The 19,651-nt window shown below is 59.1% G+C and carries 18 protein-coding genes; 6 read left to right on the forward strand and 12 right to left on the reverse strand.

Translation table 11 applies throughout. The features are described 5' to 3' along the window. Positions 1-59: 59 nt before the first annotated feature. The gene (locus ACUW6V_RS11460; protein WP_007871700.1) at positions 60-329 is read right to left on the reverse strand and encodes a hypothetical protein; all 270 of its coding nucleotides are present in this window, start codon (positions 327-329) and stop codon (positions 60-62) included. A 422-nt stretch (positions 330-751) separates the two neighbouring features. On the opposite strand from ACUW6V_RS11460, the gene panM reads away from it, so the two are divergent. Then, a complete protein-coding gene (gene panM, locus ACUW6V_RS11465) occupies positions 752-1,144 on the forward strand; it encodes an aspartate 1-decarboxylase autocleavage activator PanM (RefSeq protein ID WP_004384849.1) in 393 nt (130 codons plus the stop codon). Positions 1,145-1,422: 278 nt separating this feature from the next. On the opposite strand, the gene livJ is transcribed toward panM, so the two are convergent. The 3 genes from livJ to ACUW6V_RS11480 all read right to left on the reverse strand — a co-directional run bounded on the left by livJ (position 1,423) and on the right by ACUW6V_RS11480 (position 5,662). Continuing rightward, the gene (livJ, locus tag ACUW6V_RS11470) at positions 1,423-2,526 is read right to left on the reverse strand and encodes a branched chain amino acid ABC transporter substrate-binding protein LivJ (RefSeq protein ID WP_004384848.1); all 1,104 of its coding nucleotides are present in this window, start codon (positions 2,524-2,526) and stop codon (positions 1,423-1,425) included. A 250-nt stretch (positions 2,527-2,776) separates the two neighbouring features. Then, positions 2,777-4,018: an aromatic amino acid transport family protein gene (locus ACUW6V_RS11475; RefSeq protein WP_054625491.1), complete on the reverse strand. Its 1,242-nt coding sequence runs from the start codon at positions 4,016-4,018 to the stop codon at positions 2,777-2,779. A 378-nt stretch (positions 4,019-4,396) separates the two neighbouring features. Continuing rightward, positions 4,397-5,662 (reverse strand): 4-aminobutyrate--2-oxoglutarate transaminase, encoded by a 1,266-nt coding sequence (locus ACUW6V_RS11480; RefSeq protein ID WP_015387162.1) that lies wholly within the window; start codon positions 5,660-5,662, stop codon positions 4,397-4,399. A gap of 118 nt (positions 5,663-5,780) precedes the next feature. On the opposite strand from ACUW6V_RS11480, the gene pdxR reads away from it, so the two are divergent. Beyond that, complete coding sequence (gene pdxR, locus ACUW6V_RS11485) at positions 5,781-7,274, forward strand: MocR-like pyridoxine biosynthesis transcription factor PdxR (RefSeq protein WP_454038369.1); 1,494 nt, start codon at positions 5,781-5,783, stop codon at positions 7,272-7,274. 48 nt (positions 7,275-7,322) lie between these two features. Here the strand turns inward: pdxR and rpoH are convergent, their stop codons facing one another. The 4 genes from rpoH to ftsY all read right to left on the reverse strand — a co-directional run bounded on the left by rpoH (position 7,323) and on the right by ftsY (position 11,720). Next, complete coding sequence (rpoH, locus tag ACUW6V_RS11490; protein WP_004384844.1) at positions 7,323-8,180, reverse strand: RNA polymerase sigma factor RpoH; 858 nt, start codon at positions 8,178-8,180, stop codon at positions 7,323-7,325. 261 nt (positions 8,181-8,441) lie between these two features. Then, on the reverse strand, positions 8,442-9,497 hold the full coding sequence (gene ftsX, locus ACUW6V_RS11495; protein ID WP_004384843.1) for a permease-like cell division protein FtsX: 1,056 nt from the start codon (positions 9,495-9,497) through the stop codon (positions 8,442-8,444). Beyond that, positions 9,490-10,158 carry a cell division ATP-binding protein FtsE gene (gene ftsE / locus ACUW6V_RS11500; RefSeq protein WP_004384842.1) on the reverse strand — a complete coding sequence of 223 codons (669 nt, stop codon included), beginning with the start codon at positions 10,156-10,158 and terminating at the stop codon, positions 9,490-9,492. Before ftsE ends, ftsX begins: the two co-directional genes overlap by 8 nt. Before the next feature lie 2 nt (positions 10,159-10,160). Continuing rightward, the gene (gene ftsY, locus ACUW6V_RS11505) at positions 10,161-11,720 is read right to left on the reverse strand and encodes a signal recognition particle-docking protein FtsY (RefSeq protein ID WP_454038370.1); all 1,560 of its coding nucleotides are present in this window, start codon (positions 11,718-11,720) and stop codon (positions 10,161-10,163) included. A 189-nt stretch (positions 11,721-11,909) separates the two neighbouring features. On the opposite strand from ftsY, the gene rsmD reads away from it, so the two are divergent. Together rsmD and ACUW6V_RS11515 are read left to right on the forward strand one after the other, a co-directional pair. Next, the gene (rsmD, locus tag ACUW6V_RS11510; protein ID WP_325763957.1) at positions 11,910-12,506 is read left to right on the forward strand and encodes a 16S rRNA (guanine(966)-N(2))-methyltransferase; all 597 of its coding nucleotides are present in this window, start codon (positions 11,910-11,912) and stop codon (positions 12,504-12,506) included. Further along, the gene (locus tag ACUW6V_RS11515; RefSeq protein WP_007871727.1) at positions 12,496-12,765 is read left to right on the forward strand and encodes a DUF1145 family protein; all 270 of its coding nucleotides are present in this window, start codon (positions 12,496-12,498) and stop codon (positions 12,763-12,765) included. Before rsmD ends, ACUW6V_RS11515 begins: the two co-directional genes overlap by 11 nt. A gap of 301 nt (positions 12,766-13,066) precedes the next feature. Here ACUW6V_RS11515 and ACUW6V_RS11520 read toward each other — a convergent pair whose 3' ends face one another. Beyond that, entirely contained in the window at positions 13,067-13,432 is a 366-nt protein-coding gene (locus tag ACUW6V_RS11520) for a DUF2500 domain-containing protein (protein ID WP_014727876.1), read from the reverse strand. Between the two features lie 140 nt (positions 13,433-13,572). Here ACUW6V_RS11520 and ACUW6V_RS11525 point away from each other — a divergent pair, with 140 nt between their 5' ends. Together ACUW6V_RS11525 and zntA are read left to right on the forward strand one after the other, a co-directional pair. Further along, positions 13,573-14,199, forward strand: a complete 627-nt coding sequence (locus tag ACUW6V_RS11525) for a lysoplasmalogenase (protein ID WP_004384836.1) — start codon at positions 13,573-13,575, stop codon at positions 14,197-14,199. A gap of 107 nt (positions 14,200-14,306) precedes the next feature. Beyond that, positions 14,307-16,523, forward strand: a complete 2,217-nt coding sequence (gene zntA / locus ACUW6V_RS11530) for a Zn(II)/Cd(II)/Pb(II) translocating P-type ATPase ZntA (protein WP_454038371.1) — start codon at positions 14,307-14,309, stop codon at positions 16,521-16,523. Between the two features lie 266 nt (positions 16,524-16,789). Here the strand turns inward: zntA and ACUW6V_RS11535 are convergent, their stop codons facing one another. The 3 genes from ACUW6V_RS11535 to ACUW6V_RS11545 are packed head-to-tail and all read right to left on the reverse strand — an operon-like array spanning position 16,790 to position 19,629. Then, positions 16,790-18,076, reverse strand: coding sequence for a TRAP transporter large permease (locus ACUW6V_RS11535; protein WP_171963903.1), 1,287 nt, complete (start codon positions 18,074-18,076; stop codon positions 16,790-16,792). Between the two features lie 11 nt (positions 18,077-18,087). Further along, complete coding sequence (locus ACUW6V_RS11540; protein WP_088277248.1) at positions 18,088-18,597, reverse strand: TRAP transporter small permease; 510 nt, start codon at positions 18,595-18,597, stop codon at positions 18,088-18,090. A 48-nt stretch (positions 18,598-18,645) separates the two neighbouring features. Next, positions 18,646-19,629: a TRAP transporter substrate-binding protein gene (locus ACUW6V_RS11545; RefSeq protein WP_087600453.1), complete on the reverse strand. Its 984-nt coding sequence runs from the start codon at positions 19,627-19,629 to the stop codon at positions 18,646-18,648. Between the last annotated feature and the right edge of the window lie 22 nt (positions 19,630-19,651).

The raw sequence follows: 19,651 nt of genomic DNA on the forward strand, positions 1-19,651 counted from the left end.
CTTATTAAATCCTGCCGGACAACGCGCCAGCAGGCGGGATGAATATCGGGTGTGCTTGACTACGACTCGTTACGCAGAACGGTTAACGACCCGTTGGTCTGCCGCTCAAAAACCTCAGAGACAAATCCTTTCAGATCGCTTTTTTCATCCCAGTTCAGCGGCCCGTTTATGACATTCGCGCTGAAAGCGTGTCGGTTACCTGTTAGCGCGGCAGGCGCGGCACTGCTAACGCCACTTCCCACCGCCGTATTGACGGTCATCGCATTGACTGCCTGAGATAGCGCCAGCGCAACCATCCCCGCAAGCCAGCGCTTTGCGTTGCTGTTCATTCTCAGAATCCCCGTTCGTGATGTGTGTGTTGCTGATTAGTTTTATTATGGTTAAAAAATATTCTGTCGTTTTAATAGACAACGCTACTTTTACCTGTCTCTTTAATGAGTTAGCGTGGTTTTTAGCGAAACTATAATTAAAACATCTATTTTTCAGTCTATTAAGCAAAGATAATATTCTGAAATATACCCGAGATAAACAAAAAAAAGCGCAACGGTCAGCATAAAATATCGGCATTATTAGCCAGATAAAACGCTGCCATTCAGCGTTATCTGCTGGTTAAATTTCATTCCCCGCGCTTTCACGCTACCTAATGAATAAGACAAAAACTAATCAGCTACCGAATAGATCTCACCGGAGCGTCCAGCGGCCCTGAAAAATCGGGTAAACTCAGAGATTCATCCCTGGCGGAAAGGCTATTATGAAACTCACCATTCTTCGTCTGCATACCCTGAGCGAACAGGACAAAATCGACCTCGCGAAAATCTGGCCGGAATATCCTTCTGAATCGTTACGTCTTGATGAGAACCACCGAATTTACGCCGCGCGTTTTAACGACCGGCTGCTGGGCGCGGTGCGCGTGACGCTGCGCGGCACTGAAGGCGCGATGGACTCCCTGCGGGTGCGCGAAGTGACGCGCCGGCGCGGCGTCGGGCATTACCTGATTGAAGAGACGATCCGCGATAACCCGTCGATGACGGAGTGGTGGGTGATGGATATTGGCGTGGAAGATTACAACGTGATGAATGCGTTTATGCAGACGCTGGGATTTGCGGCGCAGCAGGATGGCTGGGTGAAGCGGCTGGAGCCGTGAGGCCAGGTTGCTGTTGTTAAAAGGTGTGGCGTAATAAGGTGGGTGCGCTTCGCTTACCCACCCTACATTTCCTTCAGGCCCCCGTTGTAGGGCGGGTAAGCCCGCGCACCCGCCGGGTTTACCTGTAAGGCAGGTGCGCTTCGCTTACCTGCCCTACAACCCCTTCAATCTCCGGCTGTAGGGCGGGTAAGCCTGCGCACCCGCCGGGTTTACCTGTAAGGTTGGTGCGCTTCGCTTACCTGCCCTACAAAACTGTAGTGCGAAAGACGCCCGAAAAATTATTTGGCGTCGGTCGCGGTACCGTTCGCATGCCAGGTAAACACGCCGAACTCAAACCCTTTCAGATCGCCTTTTGAATCCCAGGAGAGCGGGCCCATCACGGTATCGACGGAATTCGCTTTCAGGTATTTGGCGATGGCCGCCGGATCGTCGCTCTGGTTCAGGCCTGCGGCCAGCGACTGCAGCGCGGCGTAGGTGGTCCACACGAACGCGCCGCTCGGATCCTGTTTCTTCGCCTTGATGGCGTCCACAATCGGTTTGTTCGCCGGAACCTGATCGTAGTTCTTCGGTTTGGTGACCAACATGCCTTCGGCGGAATCGCCCGCGATATTAGACAGCGACACGTTCGCCACGCCTTCCGGCCCCATAAACTGGGTTTTCAGGCCAGCGGAACGCGCCTGGCGCAGGATCTGGCCCATTTCCGGGTGATAACCGCCGTAGTAAACGAAATCGATGTTTTCTTTCTTCAGACGCGCCACCAGCGTGGAGAAATCTTTTTCGCCCGCAGTGATACCGTCAAAGAAGACCACGTTCGCGCCGCCTTTTTTCAGGCCGTCCTGCACCGCGCGGGCCAGGCCTTCGCCGTACTGCTGTTTGTCATGAATGATAGCGATGCGCTTCGGCTTCACTTTATCAAGAATGTATTTCGCTGCGGTCGGGCCCTGGTCGGAATCGAGACCGGTGGTGCGCAGGATCAACTGATAGCCGCGCGCAGTCAGCTCCGGTGCCGTCGCCGCTGGCGTGATCATCAGAATGCCTTCGTCTTCATAAATATCAGACGCCGGCTGGGTGGAAGAGGAGCACAGGTGGCCGATGACATATTTCACGCCGTCATTCACCACTTTGTTCGCGACCGCCACCGCTTGTTTCGGGTCGCAGGCGTCGTCATATTTGGTGATAACCAGCTTGTTGCCTTTGATGCCGCCTTTGGCGTTGATATCCGCCACCGCCTGCTCGGCGCCGGTAAATTCCTGGTCGCCATACTGCGCTACCGGGCCAGACATGGCGCCCACAACGGCAATTTTAATATCTTCCGCCATCGCCATGCTGCTCATCGCCAGCGCAATTGCGCCTGCCAGTAACGCTTTGCCCTTCATTTTCATCCTGAGGTTCCCCATTCTTGTGGTTATTGCAGTTGTGATGTTGTTGTTTTTCGCTACTTTATTTCCGCTTCGCTTATCAGCGCAGCATTTAATATTAGTTTTAAGCCCTGCTGCCCGGTAAAAAGCAGCATACTCTGCTAAAAACATACCCCATTTTTATGAATTTGGAATCACTATTTTTCACGTCAATTATGGTGGGAAGTGGCGAAAAAACGTCCGCCGCGCCTGCCACGCGGCGGGTTATCGGGTTTTACCAGCCCGCGGGCAGATAACCGAAGGCAGAGAGCACCGCGTAAATCGCGCTGGCGACATAGAGCAGGACAATCAGCCCCTGGATGAGCGGGTGCGTGCTCCAGCTACACTGCCAGCGGGGCGTTATCTCCCCGCGACGGCGCGCGCCGCGCAAAATAAGAATAGGCATAATGGAGAGGATCACGCCGCTGAAGACGCCCGCAAAGTAGAGCGCGTTCACAAAAGAGACCAGCCCGCTGTAGGCCAGCGCGAACGGCGGCAGCGCCACGACCGCCAGCACGCCGAGGCGTTTAAGCGGCTGCGCGTCGTCACCGAGACGGAATTTGTCGAATATATTGGTCAGGAAACTGCCGCCAAGCCCCCAGTAAGAAGTGAGCATCGCGCACAGCGCGAAAATATTGGCGGAAAAGAACGCCCACTCGCCGAGCGCCCGGCCCCAGGAGATGGTCGCCACTTCAGAGATGTTATCAAGCCCGCTCAGTGCGATAACCGACAGCGGCACCAGCGCCAGCAGCGTAAAGGTAATGACCATCCCGACGATAATCGCTTTCGGCAGCTTTTCGGGTTTATCAGCAAACCCGCGCGCCATCTCCGGCACAATGTACTGCGCCGCGAAGCAGAAGGCGGTGACGTTAAACACCGGCACCATGTAGCGCCAGTCGCCATCCAGCAGCCATTGCATCTGTGTCGATTCATGCAAAAGCGTGGCGACCACCAGCACCGCAATCATCACCACCATGCCGATACTGATAAATTTCTCGCCGCGCCCGATAGCCTTCAGCCCGAGCCAGAGAATGCCTGCTGCCGGAATAAAGAAGATCAGGCTGCCGATGGCGGGCGAGACGCCGATAAGCGAGCTTAGCAGTTTGCCGCTGCCGGTCATGTAGGCGGTGAGCGCGCCGACGCTGTTAACGCACACCGACGCGAACATCAGCCAGGCGCCGATGCGCCCGACATAGCGCCCGGCGAGGCCGCTTAACTGTAAATGCGCGCGGGTGCGTAGCGTCGCTTCCGCGACATACAGCATGGTGATAGTGGTCAATACGCCGACAAGGGCGAGCCAGAAGAGAAGCGGCATAAAGCCCGCTTTGCTGGAGGCATAGGCGATGGAGAGTACGCCCGCGCCGATGTTGGTGCCGACGATCATCGCGACGCCTTCAACGAAGCTCAGGGATTTAGGGGATGACGCTGCCCGCTCTCGGGACGCCCACAGTGAGGCGGAAGTGGTGTTTTCAGACATAGTTCTTCCTTAAATATCCGGCGGCTATCACCACCGGAAGCGGTTGTGTTCACGGTGTGTTGTTGTGTTAGCAAGTGAGATATTTAAGCTTCGGGCCTGTCAGCCTCCCGAAGCGCGCTCCTTCGCAGGTCACCCCAAAGACGCGCCGTTATGGCCCGCTGCTGCGCGGCGGCCAGGCCATAAGGCGGGCGCCCTCGGGGTAATTCCTGTTCGTTTTACGGCAGGGTTTGGTCTGCCTTACATGGCGGGTGCGCTGCGCTTACCCGCCCTACGGCCTGTTTTTTGCCTCACATGGCGGGTGCGCTGCGCTTACCCGCCCTACGGGCCTGATGTAGGGCGGGTAAGCCGTGCGCACCCGCCGTTTAAGCCGCCTCGCCGTTAGCGCCCCAGCGCGCGGGAAAGGATCTCCAGCGCTTTGCTGAACTGCGCATCCGGGATGGTCAGCGGGTAAAGGAAACGGATAACGTTGCCGTAAACGCCACAGCTCAGCAGCAGCAGCCCCTCTTCACGGGCGCGCGTGAGCACCTGCTGCGTAAACTCAGGCGACGGCTTGCCGGTCTGCGGATCGTTAAACTCCACCGCCACCATCGAGCCCTGCCCGCGGACTTCGGCAATCGCCGGGCAGTAGGTGCGTGCCTGGTTGAGCACCTCTTGCAGATGCTGGCCCAGCTCGTTCGCGCGCTGACAGAGATTTTCCTGCTCAATCACATCCAGCACCGCGTGCGCTGCCGCGACCGCCAGCGGGTTACCGGCGTAGGTGCCGCCAAGGCCGCCCGGCGCAGGCGCGTCCATCACCTCCGCGCGCCCGACCACGCCCGAGAGCGGCATCCCGCCCGCGAGGCTTTTCGCCATGGTCAGCAGATCCGGCTTCACGCCGTAATGCTCCATCGCGAACAGTTTGCCGGTGCGCGCAAAGCCGCTCTGCACCTCATCGGCAATCAGCAGAATGCCGTGCTCGTCGCACAGCGCGCGCAGAGCCTCCATAAACGCTGGCGGCGCGACGTTGAAACCGCCTTCGCCCTGTACCGGCTCCAGCACAATGGCCGCCACCTGATCCGGCGCGATATCGGCTTTGAAAATACGCTCAAGGCTCGCCATCGCGTCGTCCACCGACACGCCGTGCAGCGCGTTCGGGTATTGCGCGTGGAACACCGAGCCCGGGAACGGGCCGAAGCCGATTTTGTACGGTGCCACTTTGCCGGTGAGCGCCATCGTCATAAACGTGCGCCCGTGAAAGCCGCCGCCGAAGGTGATTAAGCCAGGGCGACGGGTATACGCGCGCGCGATTTTCACGGCGTTTTCCACCGCTTCCGCGCCGGTGGTGAAGAACGCGGTTTTCGCCGGGCCGTCAATCGGCGCGCAGGCGTTGATGCGCTCCGCAAGCGCCACATAGCTTTCGTAAGGGACTATCTGGTACGCCGTGTGCGTAAAGGCGCGCAGCTGGTTTTCGATGGCCTCCACCACGCGCGGATGGCGATGGCCGGTGTTCAGCACCGCAATCCCCGCTGCGAAGTCGATAATCTCGTTGCCTTCCACGTCCCACAGGGTGGCGTTGTCGGCTTTTTCGGCATAGAAGCCGCACATGACGCCGACGCCACGTGGGGTGGCGCTCTGACGACGTTGGTTCAATTCTGAATTTTTCACCCGCATTCTCCTGCTGATAAACGTCACTTTTTAGCAACAAACCTGAAACAGTGACGTTTATTTACCCAGGCTATGGCCCTATAATCGAGTACCAGTTTCGAATAAATGAGGGATCCAATTGCATTCTTTAGTGTGCGATCTCTTATTGCTTCGCCTCGGCGAACAGCGCGATGAACGCCTGCATAAGCGGCTTTATAACGCGCTGCGCCTGACTATTCTTGACGGCAGCCTGCCTGCGCAAAGCCGCCTGCCCGCCTCGCGGGATCTCGCCCAGCAGCTTGGCCTTTCTCGCAACACTGTGTTAACAGTTTATGAACAATTGCTCGCAGAAGGATATGTGACCTCTCGCGCCGGCAGCGGCACGTTCGTCGCCGGAATGCTGCCGGACAGCCTGTTATCTGCGCCGCCGGTGGCCCAGGGGCAGCACGATCGCGTTGCGCATGCGGAGTTCTCCTCGCGCGGGAAAACGCTGCTCGGGCAGGTCAGCGCCAGCCCGAAACAGTGGGGCGCGTTTATCCCCGGCGTGCCGGACGTACACGCCTTTCCGCATCAGCTTTTCAGCAAAATTCAGGCGCGGATCAGCCGCCGTCCCAGCCCGCAGCGCCTCACCTACAGCTGTCAGGGCGGCACGCCGGAGCTACAGCGCGCGCTGGTGGATTATCTGCGGGTGTCGCGATCGGTTCACTGCACGGCGGATCAGGTGTTGATCACCGAGGGCATTCATCAGGCTATCGACCTGGTGGCGCGTATGCTGTGCGACGGCGGTGATACGGCGTGGGTGGAAGAGCCCTCGTACTGGGGCATCCGCCATGTGTTGCAGATGAATGAGGTAAACATTACGCCGGTGACGGTCGACCGCGCGGGCATGGTGCCGCCGGAGAGCGCCGGAACACCGCCGCGGCTGATTTTCGTCACGCCGTCGCACCAGTATCCGCTGGGCGCGGTCATGAGCCTTGAGCGGCGTCAGCGCCTGTTAACGCTGGCGCGCCAGACCGGCAGCTGGATCGTGGAAGACGACTACGACAGCGAATTTCGCTTTTCCGGCCAGCCGATCCCGGCATTGCAGGGGCTGGTGGCGGACCCGCCGGTGATTTACATCGGCACCTTCAGCAAAACGCTCTATCCGGGCCTGCGCATCGGCTATGTGGTACTGCCGCGCGCGCTGGCACACGAGATGAAAACCGCGCATGCCGAGCTTTATCGCGGCGGCCATTCGATTATCCAGGCGGCACTGGCAGAGTTTATCGAGGCCGGGCATTACAGTGCCCACATCCGGCGGATGCGGCTGCTGTATGGCCGTCGCAGAGCGTGTCTGACAACGCTGATTACGCGCTATCTGGGGCCGGAGGCGCTGTCGGATTTCAGCGATAACGCCGGGCTGCATCTGGTGCTGAATCTGCCGGATGACGCGGACGATGTGGAGATAGCCCGTCTTGCCAACGCGCGCGATATTCTGGTGCGCCCGCTGTCGCGCTATTACCTGACGGAAAACCGGCGTCGCGGCCTGCTGATGGGATTCGCCTGCGTGGCGGAGGAGAAAATGGAGGGCGCATTTAAAGCCCTGCTGGCATGTATTGAAGCGGCTTACCCGGCGCTTTTACGCCGCGCATAAAACAAAACACCCCGCTTAAGGCGGGGTGTGTCATCAGGCTGACGCGGCTTACGCTTCTATCGCGGCACGCAGCTTTTTCATCGCGTTTTTTTCAAGCTGACGCACGCGTTCGGCTGAGACGCCGTAGCGGTTGGCCAGTTCCTGCAACGTGCTTTTGTTGTCTTCATCCAGCCAGCGCGCGCGAATAATCTGCTGGCTGCGCTCGTCGAGACCCTGCATGGCGTCGGTCAGTTTGTCGGCGGCGTGTTCTTCCCAGTTGTCATCTTCAATGCCGTCGGCAAAGTTAGAAGACTTATCCTGAAGGAACAGCACCGGAGCCATCGGCTGGCTGTCACCCGCGTCGTCGTCCGGGGACATGTCAAAGGTCATGTCCTGCGCGGCCATACGCGATTCCATTTCACGCACGTCTTTGCTGGAAACGCCCAGCTCGCGGGCCACCATTTCCACTTCGTCCTGGTTAAACCAGCCCAGACGCTGCTTGGTTTTACGCAGGTTAAAGAACAGCTTACGCTGCGCTTTGGTGGTGGCGACTTTCACGATGCGCCAGTTACGCAGCACATATTCGTGGATTTCAGCTTTGATCCAGTGCACGGCGAAAGAGACCAGACGCACGCCCACTTCCGGATTGAAGCGACGCACCGCTTTCATCAGGCCGATGTTGCCTTCCTGGATCAGGTCCGCCTGCGGCAGGCCATAGCCCGCGTAGTTACGAGCGATATGAACAACAAAACGCAGGTGAGACAGGATCAGCTTTTTCGCTGCTTCCAGATCGCCCTGGTAATGCAGCTTTTCAGCCAGTGCCCGCTCTTCGTCTGCCGACAACATCGGCCAGGCGTTGGCCGCCCGGATATAGGAATCCAGGTTACCGACCGGGGCTAAAGCTAAAGTTTGCATTTCTTTGGTCATTCAAATCCTCTCAATCGACATCGGACTGGCGTTCGTCCCCATCAGGCAACAAACGGGCCAGCATGTTTGAGCAACGAGAATATCAGCCACTCTTTTATCAGACCGTGAATTTATCCACAAGTTCACGTAAGGCTTGTGAATAAATTACGCACAAAATGTGACATTGCTATGAAAAAGCGTGGGCAGGAGAAGCGGAAGTTCACGGTACGCATCCCCTGCTGACGGGAACTCGTAGCAGGGGATGATTATAACAAATATTTTTTACTCGGGGGTAAAGTGACGTAAATGTTGCACGGTGGCAAGCCAGGCGGCCGCCCAGCCGATCATGGAACAGACCAGCAGCAGCAACAGACACTCATCGAAGGATAACCCGCTGATTTCAAAGGTGGTGCCAAAAACTTTCGCCACATCCGTCACGGCGGCGGATAACCGCATCACCAGGATTTCTGACAGAATCAGTGAAAGTAATGCGCCGGTAAACCCGAGCAGCGCGCCGCCGTACAGGAAGGGACGCAGGATAAAACCATCCGTCGCGCCAATGAGTTTCTGCACGTTGATGGTGTCACGGCGCGCAAAAATGCTCAGGCGCACGCTGTTGCCGATAACCAGGAACACGGCCGCGACCATCAGTACGCCTATCATCGCCGCGACGCGCCCGACCAGCCCGGTGAGCGCCGACAGCCGCGCAAACCAGCTGTCATCCATGCGCACTTCGTCTACGCCCTGAAGCTTCGCCACGCGGTCACGCAGCGTGTTGAGCGCTTCGCTGCTCTGGAAATCGAGCTTCGGCTCGACCACCACCACGGCGGGCAGCGGGTTTTCTTCCAGCATATCCAGCGCGCCGCCAAAGCCCGACCAGTTGCGGAATTCGCCAAGCGCCTCGTCACGCGAGAGGTAATTGACCTTCGCCACGCCCGGCTCGGCCTGGAGCTGCCCCACCACCTGCTGCGCGGCGTTATCGTCGAGCGTTTTATCGAGATAGACCGTAATCTGCGGCGACGGATAATATTGCGTCGCCGCCTCGCTAACGTTCTTATAAACCATGTAGCAGACGCTCGGCAGCGTCAGCGAAATGGCAATCACCATCACCGTTAAAAACGTGGCGAGCGGTTTGCTTTTCAGATCGGCAAGCGCGCCCTGCCAGGCGTAACGCACCTGTTCATTGATGCCGCCCTGACGCGATTTGCCTTTGGTGTTGGAGCCTTTATTTCGCTTCTGCACAGGCCGTCCTGTTTCACCGGAAGAACGCTGTTTACGGAAATTATCCAGTTTGTTGCTAAAGCGCCGGATTTCATTCAGCGCGTCACGTTTATTCACCAACACGGCCTCCATGCAAATGCCCTTCGCTCAGGGTGAGCACCGGGTAGCTGCGCCGTGAGATAAGCCCGGTGTCGTGCGTCGCCATTAATACCGTCACCCCGACGCGGTTAAATTCTTCGAAAAGACGCAGAATGCCTTCCGAGAGGGCGTCATCCAGGTTGCCCGTCGGTTCATCCGCCAGCAGCACGGCCGGTTTATTGACCACGGCGCGGGCGATGCCCACGCGCTGCTGTTCGCCGCCGGAAAGCTGAATCGGGAAGTTTTTCGCTTTGTCCAGCAGACCGACCTTATCCAGCGCCGCCGATACGCGACGGCGAATATCTTCGCCGCTGGCACCCGCGATAATCAGCGGGATCGCCACATTATCGTAGACCGTTCTGTCCATCAGCAGATGGTGATCCTGGAAAATCATGCCGATCTGACGACGCAGGAACGGCACTTCACGGTTTTTCAGACGGCTTATCTCATGGCCGCCAAACCAGATTTTCCCGGCGCTCGGCCGTTCGATACCGCAAATCAGCTTCAGCAGCGTACTCTTACCGGCGCCGGAGTGGCCGGTAAGAAATGACATCTCGCCAGGCCGCAGGTGGAACGTCACCCCCTGCAGCGCTTGTCTCCCACCGAGATAGGCTTTGCTGACATGTTCAAAGCGAATCATGGTTAATCCTCTCGGGCAAAAAGTGCCTCAATAAAGTCGCCCGCGTTAAACGGACGCAAATCTTCAATACGTTCGCCCACACCAATGTAGCGAATCGGAATACCAAACTGATCGGCCACTGAGAAGATCACGCCGCCTTTGGCGGTGCCGTCAAGCTTAGTGAGCGTAATGCCGGTCAGCCCTACCGCCTCGTGGAACAGCTTCGCCTGGCTTACGGCGTTCTGCCCGGTGCTGGCGTCGATAGTCAGCATCACTTCATGCGGCGCGTTCTCGTCGAGCTTTTTCATCACGCGGACGATTTTTTTCAGCTCTTCCATCAGGTGCGATTTATTCTGCAAACGCCCGGCGGTATCGGCAATCAGCACATCTACGCCGCGCGCTTTCGCCGCCTGGATGGCGTCGAAAATCACGGAGGCGGAATCCGCGCCGGTGTGCTGCGCGATAACCGGAATGTTGTTGCGCTGCCCCCAGACCTGGAGCTGCTCCACCGCGGCGGCGCGGAAGGTATCGCCCGCCGCCAGCATCACCGATTTGCCCTGTTGCTCAAACTGACGCGCCAGTTTACCGATAGTGGTGGTTTTACCCACGCCGTTGACGCCAACCATCAGGATAACAAACGGCGTTTTGCCTTCGACATTCAACGGCTCGTCCACTTTCGCCAGGATCTCGCCCATCTCTTCTTTCAGCAGGCCGTAGAGCGCCTCGGCATCGCGCAACTGCTTGCGGCTCGCGCCTTCGGTGAGGTTGGCGATGATTTTACGCGTGGTGTCCACGCCCACATCGGCAATCAGCAACTGCTCTTCGAGCTCCTCGAACAGATCGTCGTCGATTTTTTTGCCGCGGAACAGACTGATAAATCCGGAACCGAGATTTTCTTTGGTTTTCAGCAGGCTGCGTTTAAGGCGCGCGAAGAAACCCTCTTTAGTGGGTTTTTCCTGCTCCGCGACCGGCGCGGTTTCTTCCTCTTCCGGCTCGGTTTCCAGCGCCGCTTCCGGGTCAGCCGCCAGCGCGACTAATTCTTCTTCGCTAATCGGCGCGTCTTCAGCAATCTCGTGTGCATCGTGCGGCGCTTCCACCGCAGGCTCGACGGCTTTTTCTTCAACAGCCGCATCTTCAATGACGTCTTCTTCAACGATCGTTTCCGGGGCCGCGTCTGGCTGTGGTTCAGCGACAACTTCAGGCGCAAGCGCTACCGGCGTGAGGTTTTCTTCCTGCTCCGGCAGCCACTCTTCCGCTTGTGCAACCGTTGGTTTTACGGCTTCCGGCTCGGGTTCTGGCTGAACCGGCGTCTCAATGGTTTCCGGCTGCGCGGCCTCTTTTTCTTCATGAACCACGCTTTCGCTGACGGCCACGACGTCATCGGCGAATTTTTCAGACTCGGCCAGGGAGTGCGTGGTCTCCTGCGCGGTCGTTTGCGTCTGCGAGTCAGGCTCAACTCGCGCTTCTGTCGCCGCGGGTTGTTCTGTTACGTGTTGTTCTTGTTGTTCGGCTTCCGTTTCTGCCTGCTCTTTCTGGCCAAAACCCAGCCAGGAAAAAAAGCCACGTTTCTTCTCTTTTGCCATTGGCGAATGCACTCCTCGCGGTTAATACATGGCGCAGTCCCGTCGTCTGGCTCAGGGTACTGAAAAAATTGCGAATGAATAAGTGAGTCTACCACTTTCCCGCCGGGGCGGCATACCGCCGCACGGAGGTTTCGCCCGCCCGTTTGCGCCGCTAGAATAGCAGCCTGAACAGAAAAGCGTGTGAGCATAATGAAGAAACCAACCTCCTCGGGTAGCGGCCAGATCCGCATTATTGGCGGACAGTGGCGCGGCAGAAAACTGCCGGTGCCTGACAGCCCCGGTCTGCGCCCCACCACCGACCGCGTGCGCGAAACCTTATTTAACTGGCTGGCGCCGTATCTGGTGGGCGCGCGCTGTCTGGACTGCTTCGCCGGCAGCGGCGCGCTGGGCCTGGAGGCGCTCTCCCGCTACGCCGCCGACGCCACGCTTTTAGAGATGGAACGCAGCGTCGCGCAGCAGCTTCAGAAAAACCTTGCTACGCTCAAATCCAGCGCAGCAAAGGTAGTGAACACTAACACACTTAATTTTCTGAACCAGAACGGCGAGCCGCACGACATCGTGTTTGTCGATCCGCCGTTTCGTAAAGGGCTGCTGGAAGAGACGCTGAACCTGCTGGAGACGCGCGGCTGGCTGGCGCCGCAGGCGCTGATTTACGTTGAAAGCGAAGTGGAAAACGGCCTGCCGCCGGTGCCTGCAAACTGGCAACTGCATCGCGAGAAAGTGGCGGGTCAGGTGGCGTACCGGCTTTATCTGCGCGAATCACAAGGAGAGCAAGATGCTGATTAATCTGGGACGCCTGCTGATGCTGGGCGTGTGGGGCTTTCTGCTGCTGAACGTGATCCAGCCGTTTCCGCGCCCGCTGAATATTTTCGTCAACGTGGCGCTATTTTTCATGATAATCATGCATATTCTGCAATTATCGCTGCTGCGCGCCACGCAGCCGAAAGACGCCCCGCCGTTAAGCCGTTTCCAGCAGGCGCGTATTTTTATCTTCGGTGTGTTTGAGCTGATCGCCTGGCAGAAAAATCAGAAGAAGCCGCGCTAACAAACGCGGCAGGTAATTTCCCAGGGCGGGTAAGCGAAGCGCACCCGCCACGCCAGGTTAACGCGCGGGCGCATCATTTCCGTAGGGCGGGTAAGCGAAGCGCACCCGCCATGCCAGGTTAACGCACAGGCGCATCATTTCCGTAGGGCGGGTAAGCGAAGCGCACCCGCCATGCCACGTTAACGCGCGGGCGCATCATTTCCGTAGGGCGGGTAAGCGACGCGCACCCGCCATGCCAGGTTAACGCACAGGCGCATCATTTCCGTAGGGCGGGTAAGCGAAGCGCACCCGCCATGCCGCCTTAACGCGCGGGCGCAGGCACAAACTCCAGAAAACGCGTTCCCTGATACACCAGCTGGCCCTCATCGCCCACCGTCAATTGGTGGTAATGGGCCTCATCCAGCCGAAACCGCATCTCCGCCCCGCCTTCCTGCGGGCGAAACGTCGCCTCATACCGCACGGTTTGCGCAGGCGGCGCGACCTGCTGTTCGCGCGAACGCCGCCCGTTTACGGGTTTTTCCCGCTTGCTGGCCACCACCACGTTCTGCTGCGTGACCGGGGCCGCGTCATTTTCTGTTTTCTCGCGCCGCTGCTGCACATAGCGAAATGAAGCGGCCGCGACGATTAACGCGATGATAATAATGAAAAAAAGCGGTGGCTTACTCATGACAGATCCCGGCGGCTCAACTCTTTTTAAGAATACCCCGCAGCGCCAGGCGTTGTCATCTCGCCCGTCTGACCACTAGACTCAAATCAAGGGCCGTGCGCGGTATGCGCACGTTACAATAACTGAATCAGGGACTTATCATGCTTTGGTCGTTTATTGCTGTCTTTTTATCCGGTTGGCTGTATGTCGATGCATCTTACCGCGGTGCCACCTGGCAACGCTGGATCTTTAAACCTTTAACGCTGCTGCTGTTACTGCTGCTCGGCTGGCAGGCGCCGCTCGCCAGCCCGACAGGCTACCTGGTGCTGGCAGGCCTGGTGGCGACGCTCGCGGGTGATGCGTTGACGCTGCTGCCGCGCCAGCAGTTGCTGTATGCCTTCGGGGCATTTTTCCTGTCGCACCTGCTTTATACCGTCTGGTTCGCGAGCCAGATGACGCTCTCCTTTTTCTGGCCGTTGCCGCTGGCGCTGCTGGTGATAGGCGCGGCGCTGATCGCGACCATCTGGACGCGCCTTGGCGATCTCCGCTGGCCGATTTGTACCTATATCGGCATGACGCTGGTAATGGTGTGGCTTGCGGGCGAGCTCTATTTCTTCCGCCCGACCGACACCAGCTTCTCCGGCTTCGTCGGCGCGGTGCTGCTGCTGCTGAATGCGGTCGTCTGGCTCGGCAGCCACTACCGTAAGCGCTTTACTGCCGACAGCGCCATTGCCGCCGCCTGCTATTTCGCGGGCCACTTTATGATTGTCCGCTCGCTGTACCTGTAAACGATAACGACGGGCGGTGAAATTCCGCCCAAAATCTCCTTGACTCTGGAGTCGACTCCAGAGTGTAAGCTCTGGTAATGAGAAAATTATCATTACCGGAGGACGCCATGCGCACCCCTTCTGAAAAGCCTCGCGCCACGCCGCAGTTCGCGAAAATGACGCCGATTTCAGCACCGCAAAAACCGGCCATCAGCAAAGCAGCCTGTTGCGAAAGCGACTCTTGCGAAAACCCGCAACCGGTGCAGGAAGCCGCAGGCGCGCTACGCTGGCAGGTCGCCGGTATGGACTGCGCCGCCTGCGCCCGCAAAGTGGAGAACGCCGTGCGTCAGGTGCCGGAGGTGCGTCAGGTTCACGTGGTGTTCGCGACCGAAAAACTGGTGGTGGACGCCCCCGCCTCACAACGCGAGGCCATTGAACAGGCGGTACGCGCCGCCGGTTATACACTGCGCGAGGCAAATGCCGCCGCGCCCGCGACGCCTTCCGGCTTACGTGAAAACCTGCCGATTATCGTGATCGCCGTCTTTATGGCGCTGAGCTGGGCGCTGGAGCAGGTGCATCCGCTGGCGGGACGCATCGCGTTCACCGTCACCACGCTGGTCGGGCTGTTCCCGGTCGCGCGTCAGGCGTGGCGCCTTATCCGCAGCGGCAATCCGTTCGCCATCGAAACGCTGATGAGCGTGGCCGCCACCGGCGCGCTGATTATCGGGGCCAGTGAAGAAGCGGCAATGGTGCTGCTGCTCTTTTTAGTCGGCGAGCGGCTGGAAGGATGGGCGGCGAATCGTGCGCGCAGCGGCGTCAGCGCGCTGGTGGCGTTACGCCCGGAAACGGCGGTGCGTTTGCGCGGCGAGGCGCGCGAAACCGTGGCGATAAGCGACCTCCAGCCCGGCGATGTGATTGAAGTGGCCGCAGGCGGCAGGCTTCCGGCAGACGGCAAACTGCTCGCCGCGGCGGCGAGTTTCGATGAGAGCGCGCTGACCGGCGAATCGCTGCCGGTTGAGCGCCAGCCAGGCGAAAAAGTCCCTGCCGGCGCGACCAGCGTCGATCGTCTGGTGTCGCTCGAAGTCACGTCGCGCCCCGGCGACAGCGCCATTGACCGCATTCTGCATCTGATTGAAGAGGCAGAATCGAAACGCGCGCCGATTGAGCGCTTTATCGATCGCTTCAGCCGCATCTATACCCCGGTCATTATGGCGGCGGCGCTGTTGACGGCGCTTATTCCGCCATTGCTGTTTGCCGCGCCGTGGCTGCCGTGGATTTACAAAGCGCTGGCGCTGCTGCTGATTGGCTGCCCGTGCGCGCTGGTGATCTCAACGCCTGCGGCGATCACATCAGGCCTTGCAGCCGCCACGCGCTTTGGCGCGCTGATTAAAGGCGGTGCCGCGCTGGAGGCGCTGGGGCGCGTTGAGCAAATCGCTTTTGATAAAACCGGCACGCTGACGGCGGGCACGCCGCAGGTCACGGCGGTCGATCCGGTCGACGGGCTGGAAGCGGAAGCGCTGCTGGCGTACGCCGCAGCCGTTGAGCAGGGCAGCACGCATCCGCTGGCGCAGGCGGTGGTGCGCGAGGCGACCACGCGCGGCGTGGCGACGCTTCGCGCCGGTGCGCAGCGCACGCTGGCGGGTGCGGGTGTTGAAGCGCAGGTGGAGGGCCGCCTGCTTCGCATCAGCGCGCCGGATAAGGTGTCCATTGCGCTTCCGGCAGACTGGCAGGCGCGCATCCGCGAGCAGGAAGCGCAGGGCCAGACGGTGATCGTCGTGACCGCAAGCGATCGGCTTCTCGGCACGCTGGCACTACGCGATACGCAGCGCGCCGACGCGCGCGACGCGGTGGAAAAACTCCGGGCGCTCGGCGTGGGGAGTGTGATGCTGACCGGAGATAACCCGCGCGCGGCGGCGGCAATTGCCGCAGAGGTAGGTATGGAATATCGCGCCGGGCTGCTGCCTGCGGATAAGGTGACAGCGGTCAATGCGCTTAACGCCCGCGCGCCGCTGGCGGTGGTCGGCGACGGTATTAACGACGCGCCTGCGATGAAAGCCGCGACCATCGGTATTGCGATGGGCAGCGGCACCGATGTGGCGCTGGAGGCCGCCGACGCGGCGCTAACGCACAACCGGCTGGCGGCGCTGCCGGAGATGATCGCGCTTGCCCGCGCCACGCACCGTAATATTCGTCAGAACATCGCGATTGCGCTGGGGTTAAAGGCCGTTTTCCTGGTGACGACGCTGCTCGGGTTGACCGGCCTGTGGCTGGCCGTGCTGGCCGATACGGGTGCGACGGTGCTGGTGACCGCCAATGCGTTAAGGCTGTTGCGTAAACGCGGCTGACGGGGAACATGGAACATGGTGGGTGCGCTTCGCTTACCCACCCTACGTTCAGGGCGGAAGGTTGATACGGTGGGTGCGCTTCGCTTACCCACCCTACATTACAGCGGCCCGAATACTCGTAGGGCGGGTAAACAACGTGCACCCGCCATCTCAACGGCGCTTACCCACCCTACATTACAGCGGCCGGAATATTCGTAGGGCGGGTAAACGAAGTGCACCCGCCACCTCAACACCCGCCACCTCAACCTGAACACCCGCCACCGCCCTTACATCATCCCTAACACTCGCGGCAGCCAGAGCGAAATGGCCGGAATGTAAGTCACCATCGCCAGCACAATAAGCAACACGCCATAAAACGGCAGCATGGCGCGCACCACGGTTTCGATATTCTTCTTACTGACGGCGCTCGCCACAAACAGCACCGAACCCACCGGCGGCGTAATCAGCCCGATCCCAAGGTTCACCATCATGATCATCCCGAAATGCACCGGATCGATGCCGAGTTGGTTAGCGACCGGCAACAGCACCGGCGTCAGGATCAAAATGATCGGCGCCATGTCCATCAGCGTGCCAATCAACAGCAGCATAATGTTGAGGTACATCAGGATGACGTATTTGTTATCCGACAGCGTCGTGAAGAATTCTGTAATGCGTGTCGGCAGTTGCATATAGGTCATCACCGCGCCGAACGCTGCCGCAAAGCCGATTAAGATCATCACGATCGTCACCGTTTTCACGGTGCGGAACATCAGCTTCGGCAGTTCGCTCCATTGGTAATCGCGGTAGATAAACATCGTCACGAAAAACGCCCACAGGCACGCCACCGCCGCCGATTCCGTCGCGGTAAACACGCCGGTCAGAATGCCGCCCAGAATAATCACGACCGTCATCAGCCCCCACAGCGCATCGATGAAAATTTTCAGCGCCTGCCTGAGCGGGATCCGCTCGCCTTTCGGGTAGCCGCGCCGCCGCGCAAACGCGATGCAGAGCACCATCAGGCTCAGCCCCAGCAGCAGCCCCGGCAACACGCCCGCGATAAACAGCGTCGCGATAGACACGGTGCCGCCCGCCGCCAGCGAATAGATAACCGAGTTATGGCTGGGCGGAATAAGAATCGCCTGCACCGAGCCGCTCGCCGTGACCGCCGCGGCGTATTCGCGCGGGTAGCCTTTCTTTTCCATCTCCGGGATCATCACGCTGCCGATAGATGCGGTATCCGCCACCGACGAGCCGGAAATCGCGCCGAAAAACGTCGAGGCGACAATATTTACCAGCGACAGCCCGCCGCGGATAAACCCCACAAACAGATAGGCGAAGTTCACCAGCCGTCGGGCGATGCCGCCTTCGGCCATAATCGCGCCCGCCAGGATAAAAAACGGGATCGCCAGCAGCGTGAATTTGTTAACGCCGCTGGTTATCTGGATCATCAGCGCCTCCAGCGGCAGATCTATCCAGAGCGCGCCCACGATGGCGCTCAGGCCCACCGCGAAAGCGACCGGCATCCCGAGCGCCAGCAGCGCCGCCAGCGTGGCCAGTAAGATAAATGCGTCCATAACGTTCCCCGCTAGCTATGGTTGCCAATGAGCACGACCGGGCGGTTCTCCTGAGAACCCCACAGCAGCCGCTCGATGACGAACAGAATCATCACCGCCGAGCCGATGGGCAGCGGCAGATAACTTTCTCCTGATGTAAGCACCGGAAATTCCGCGACGGGCTGTTCCCACAGCTCCATACACAACAGGGCGCTGTAGTAAAACATCACCACGGAAATGATGAGCATCAGCAGATCGACCACGCGCGCGCAGACCCGCTGCGCGAACGGCGGCAGGCGATCGGTCAGCATGTTCACCGCAATATGCGAGCCTGCGCGGTAGCCCACCGCCGCGCCGATAAAGGTAAACGTCACCATACAGATAATGGCGACCGGCTCAGGCCAGGACTCACCCCGGTTGAGCACGTAACGCGAGAAAATCCCTATCGGGATCACGACCGTCATGATCAACAGCGCGAACCCGGCCACCATCATGGCGAGCAGGTACAGGCGATCCATCCAGATCAGAAAGAATCGGGACATAAACACTCCGCAGCGGATGAGGTGCCGGGGCCAGCCCGGCGTTAGACGTTATTTGACGTCGGCGATGGCTTTCATCAGATCCTGATGCTTCGCGCCATACTGGTCGCGCACCGGCGCGGTCGCGTTAACGAAAAACGCTTTATCGATGTCGTGGAACTGCACGCCGCCCGCTTTCATTTTGTCGAGCGCCTGTTTGTTATAGGCATTCCACAGCTCGCGCTGTTCCATTTGCGCCTCGCGGGCGAGCGTCAGGATTTTCTGTTGCTGCTCAGGTTTTAGCTTGTCCCATTTCACTTTCGAGTAGAGCAGCATTTCGGGGATGATGAAGTGGCCGCTCAGGGTGTAGTGCTTCGCGACCGGCAGGTAGTTGTGCGCGATATAGGTCGGCGGGTTATTTTCCGCGCCGTCGATAACGCCGGTTTGCAGGCCGCTGTAAACTTCGCTCACGCCCATCGCCACCGCATTCGCGCCCATCGCTTTCAGCGTGCCGATGGCGACCGGGCTACCCTGTACGCGGATTTTCATGCCCTTGAGATCGTCCGGCTTCACGACCGGATTTTTGGTGATCAAATTGCGGGTGCCGGAGTCCATCCAGCCTAAAAAGACCAGCCGCGATTTCGGGTTGCTGGTGAGTTTATCGCCGATTTGTTTGCCGATATCGCCATCGATGACCTTGTGCATATGGTCTTCGTCACGAAACACGTAAGGCAGTGTAAAAACCTCGATCTCCGGCAAAATCGCGGCAACCGGTGCCATTGAAACGCGGATCATGTCGATTGCGCCCATCTGCGCCTGCTCTATCATCTGCTTTTCATCGCCCAGCACGCCGCCCGGAAACGTTTTAATTTCCAGATCGCCGTTGGTTTGTTGTTTTAACTTTTCACCCATGTTTTGCACGGCGACAACGTTCGGGTAGCCCTGCGGGTGAACATCGGCCGCTTTAATCACTTGCGCATGGAGAGCGGGCGCCAACAGCAGTGACGCGGTGGAGAGGCAAAGACCGGCCAGCGCCGGGATAAATCGCTTTTTCATCGGGTCGCTCCAGAGGATAAGG

Source organism: Cronobacter sp. 153480017-3 (assembly GCF_053627815.1).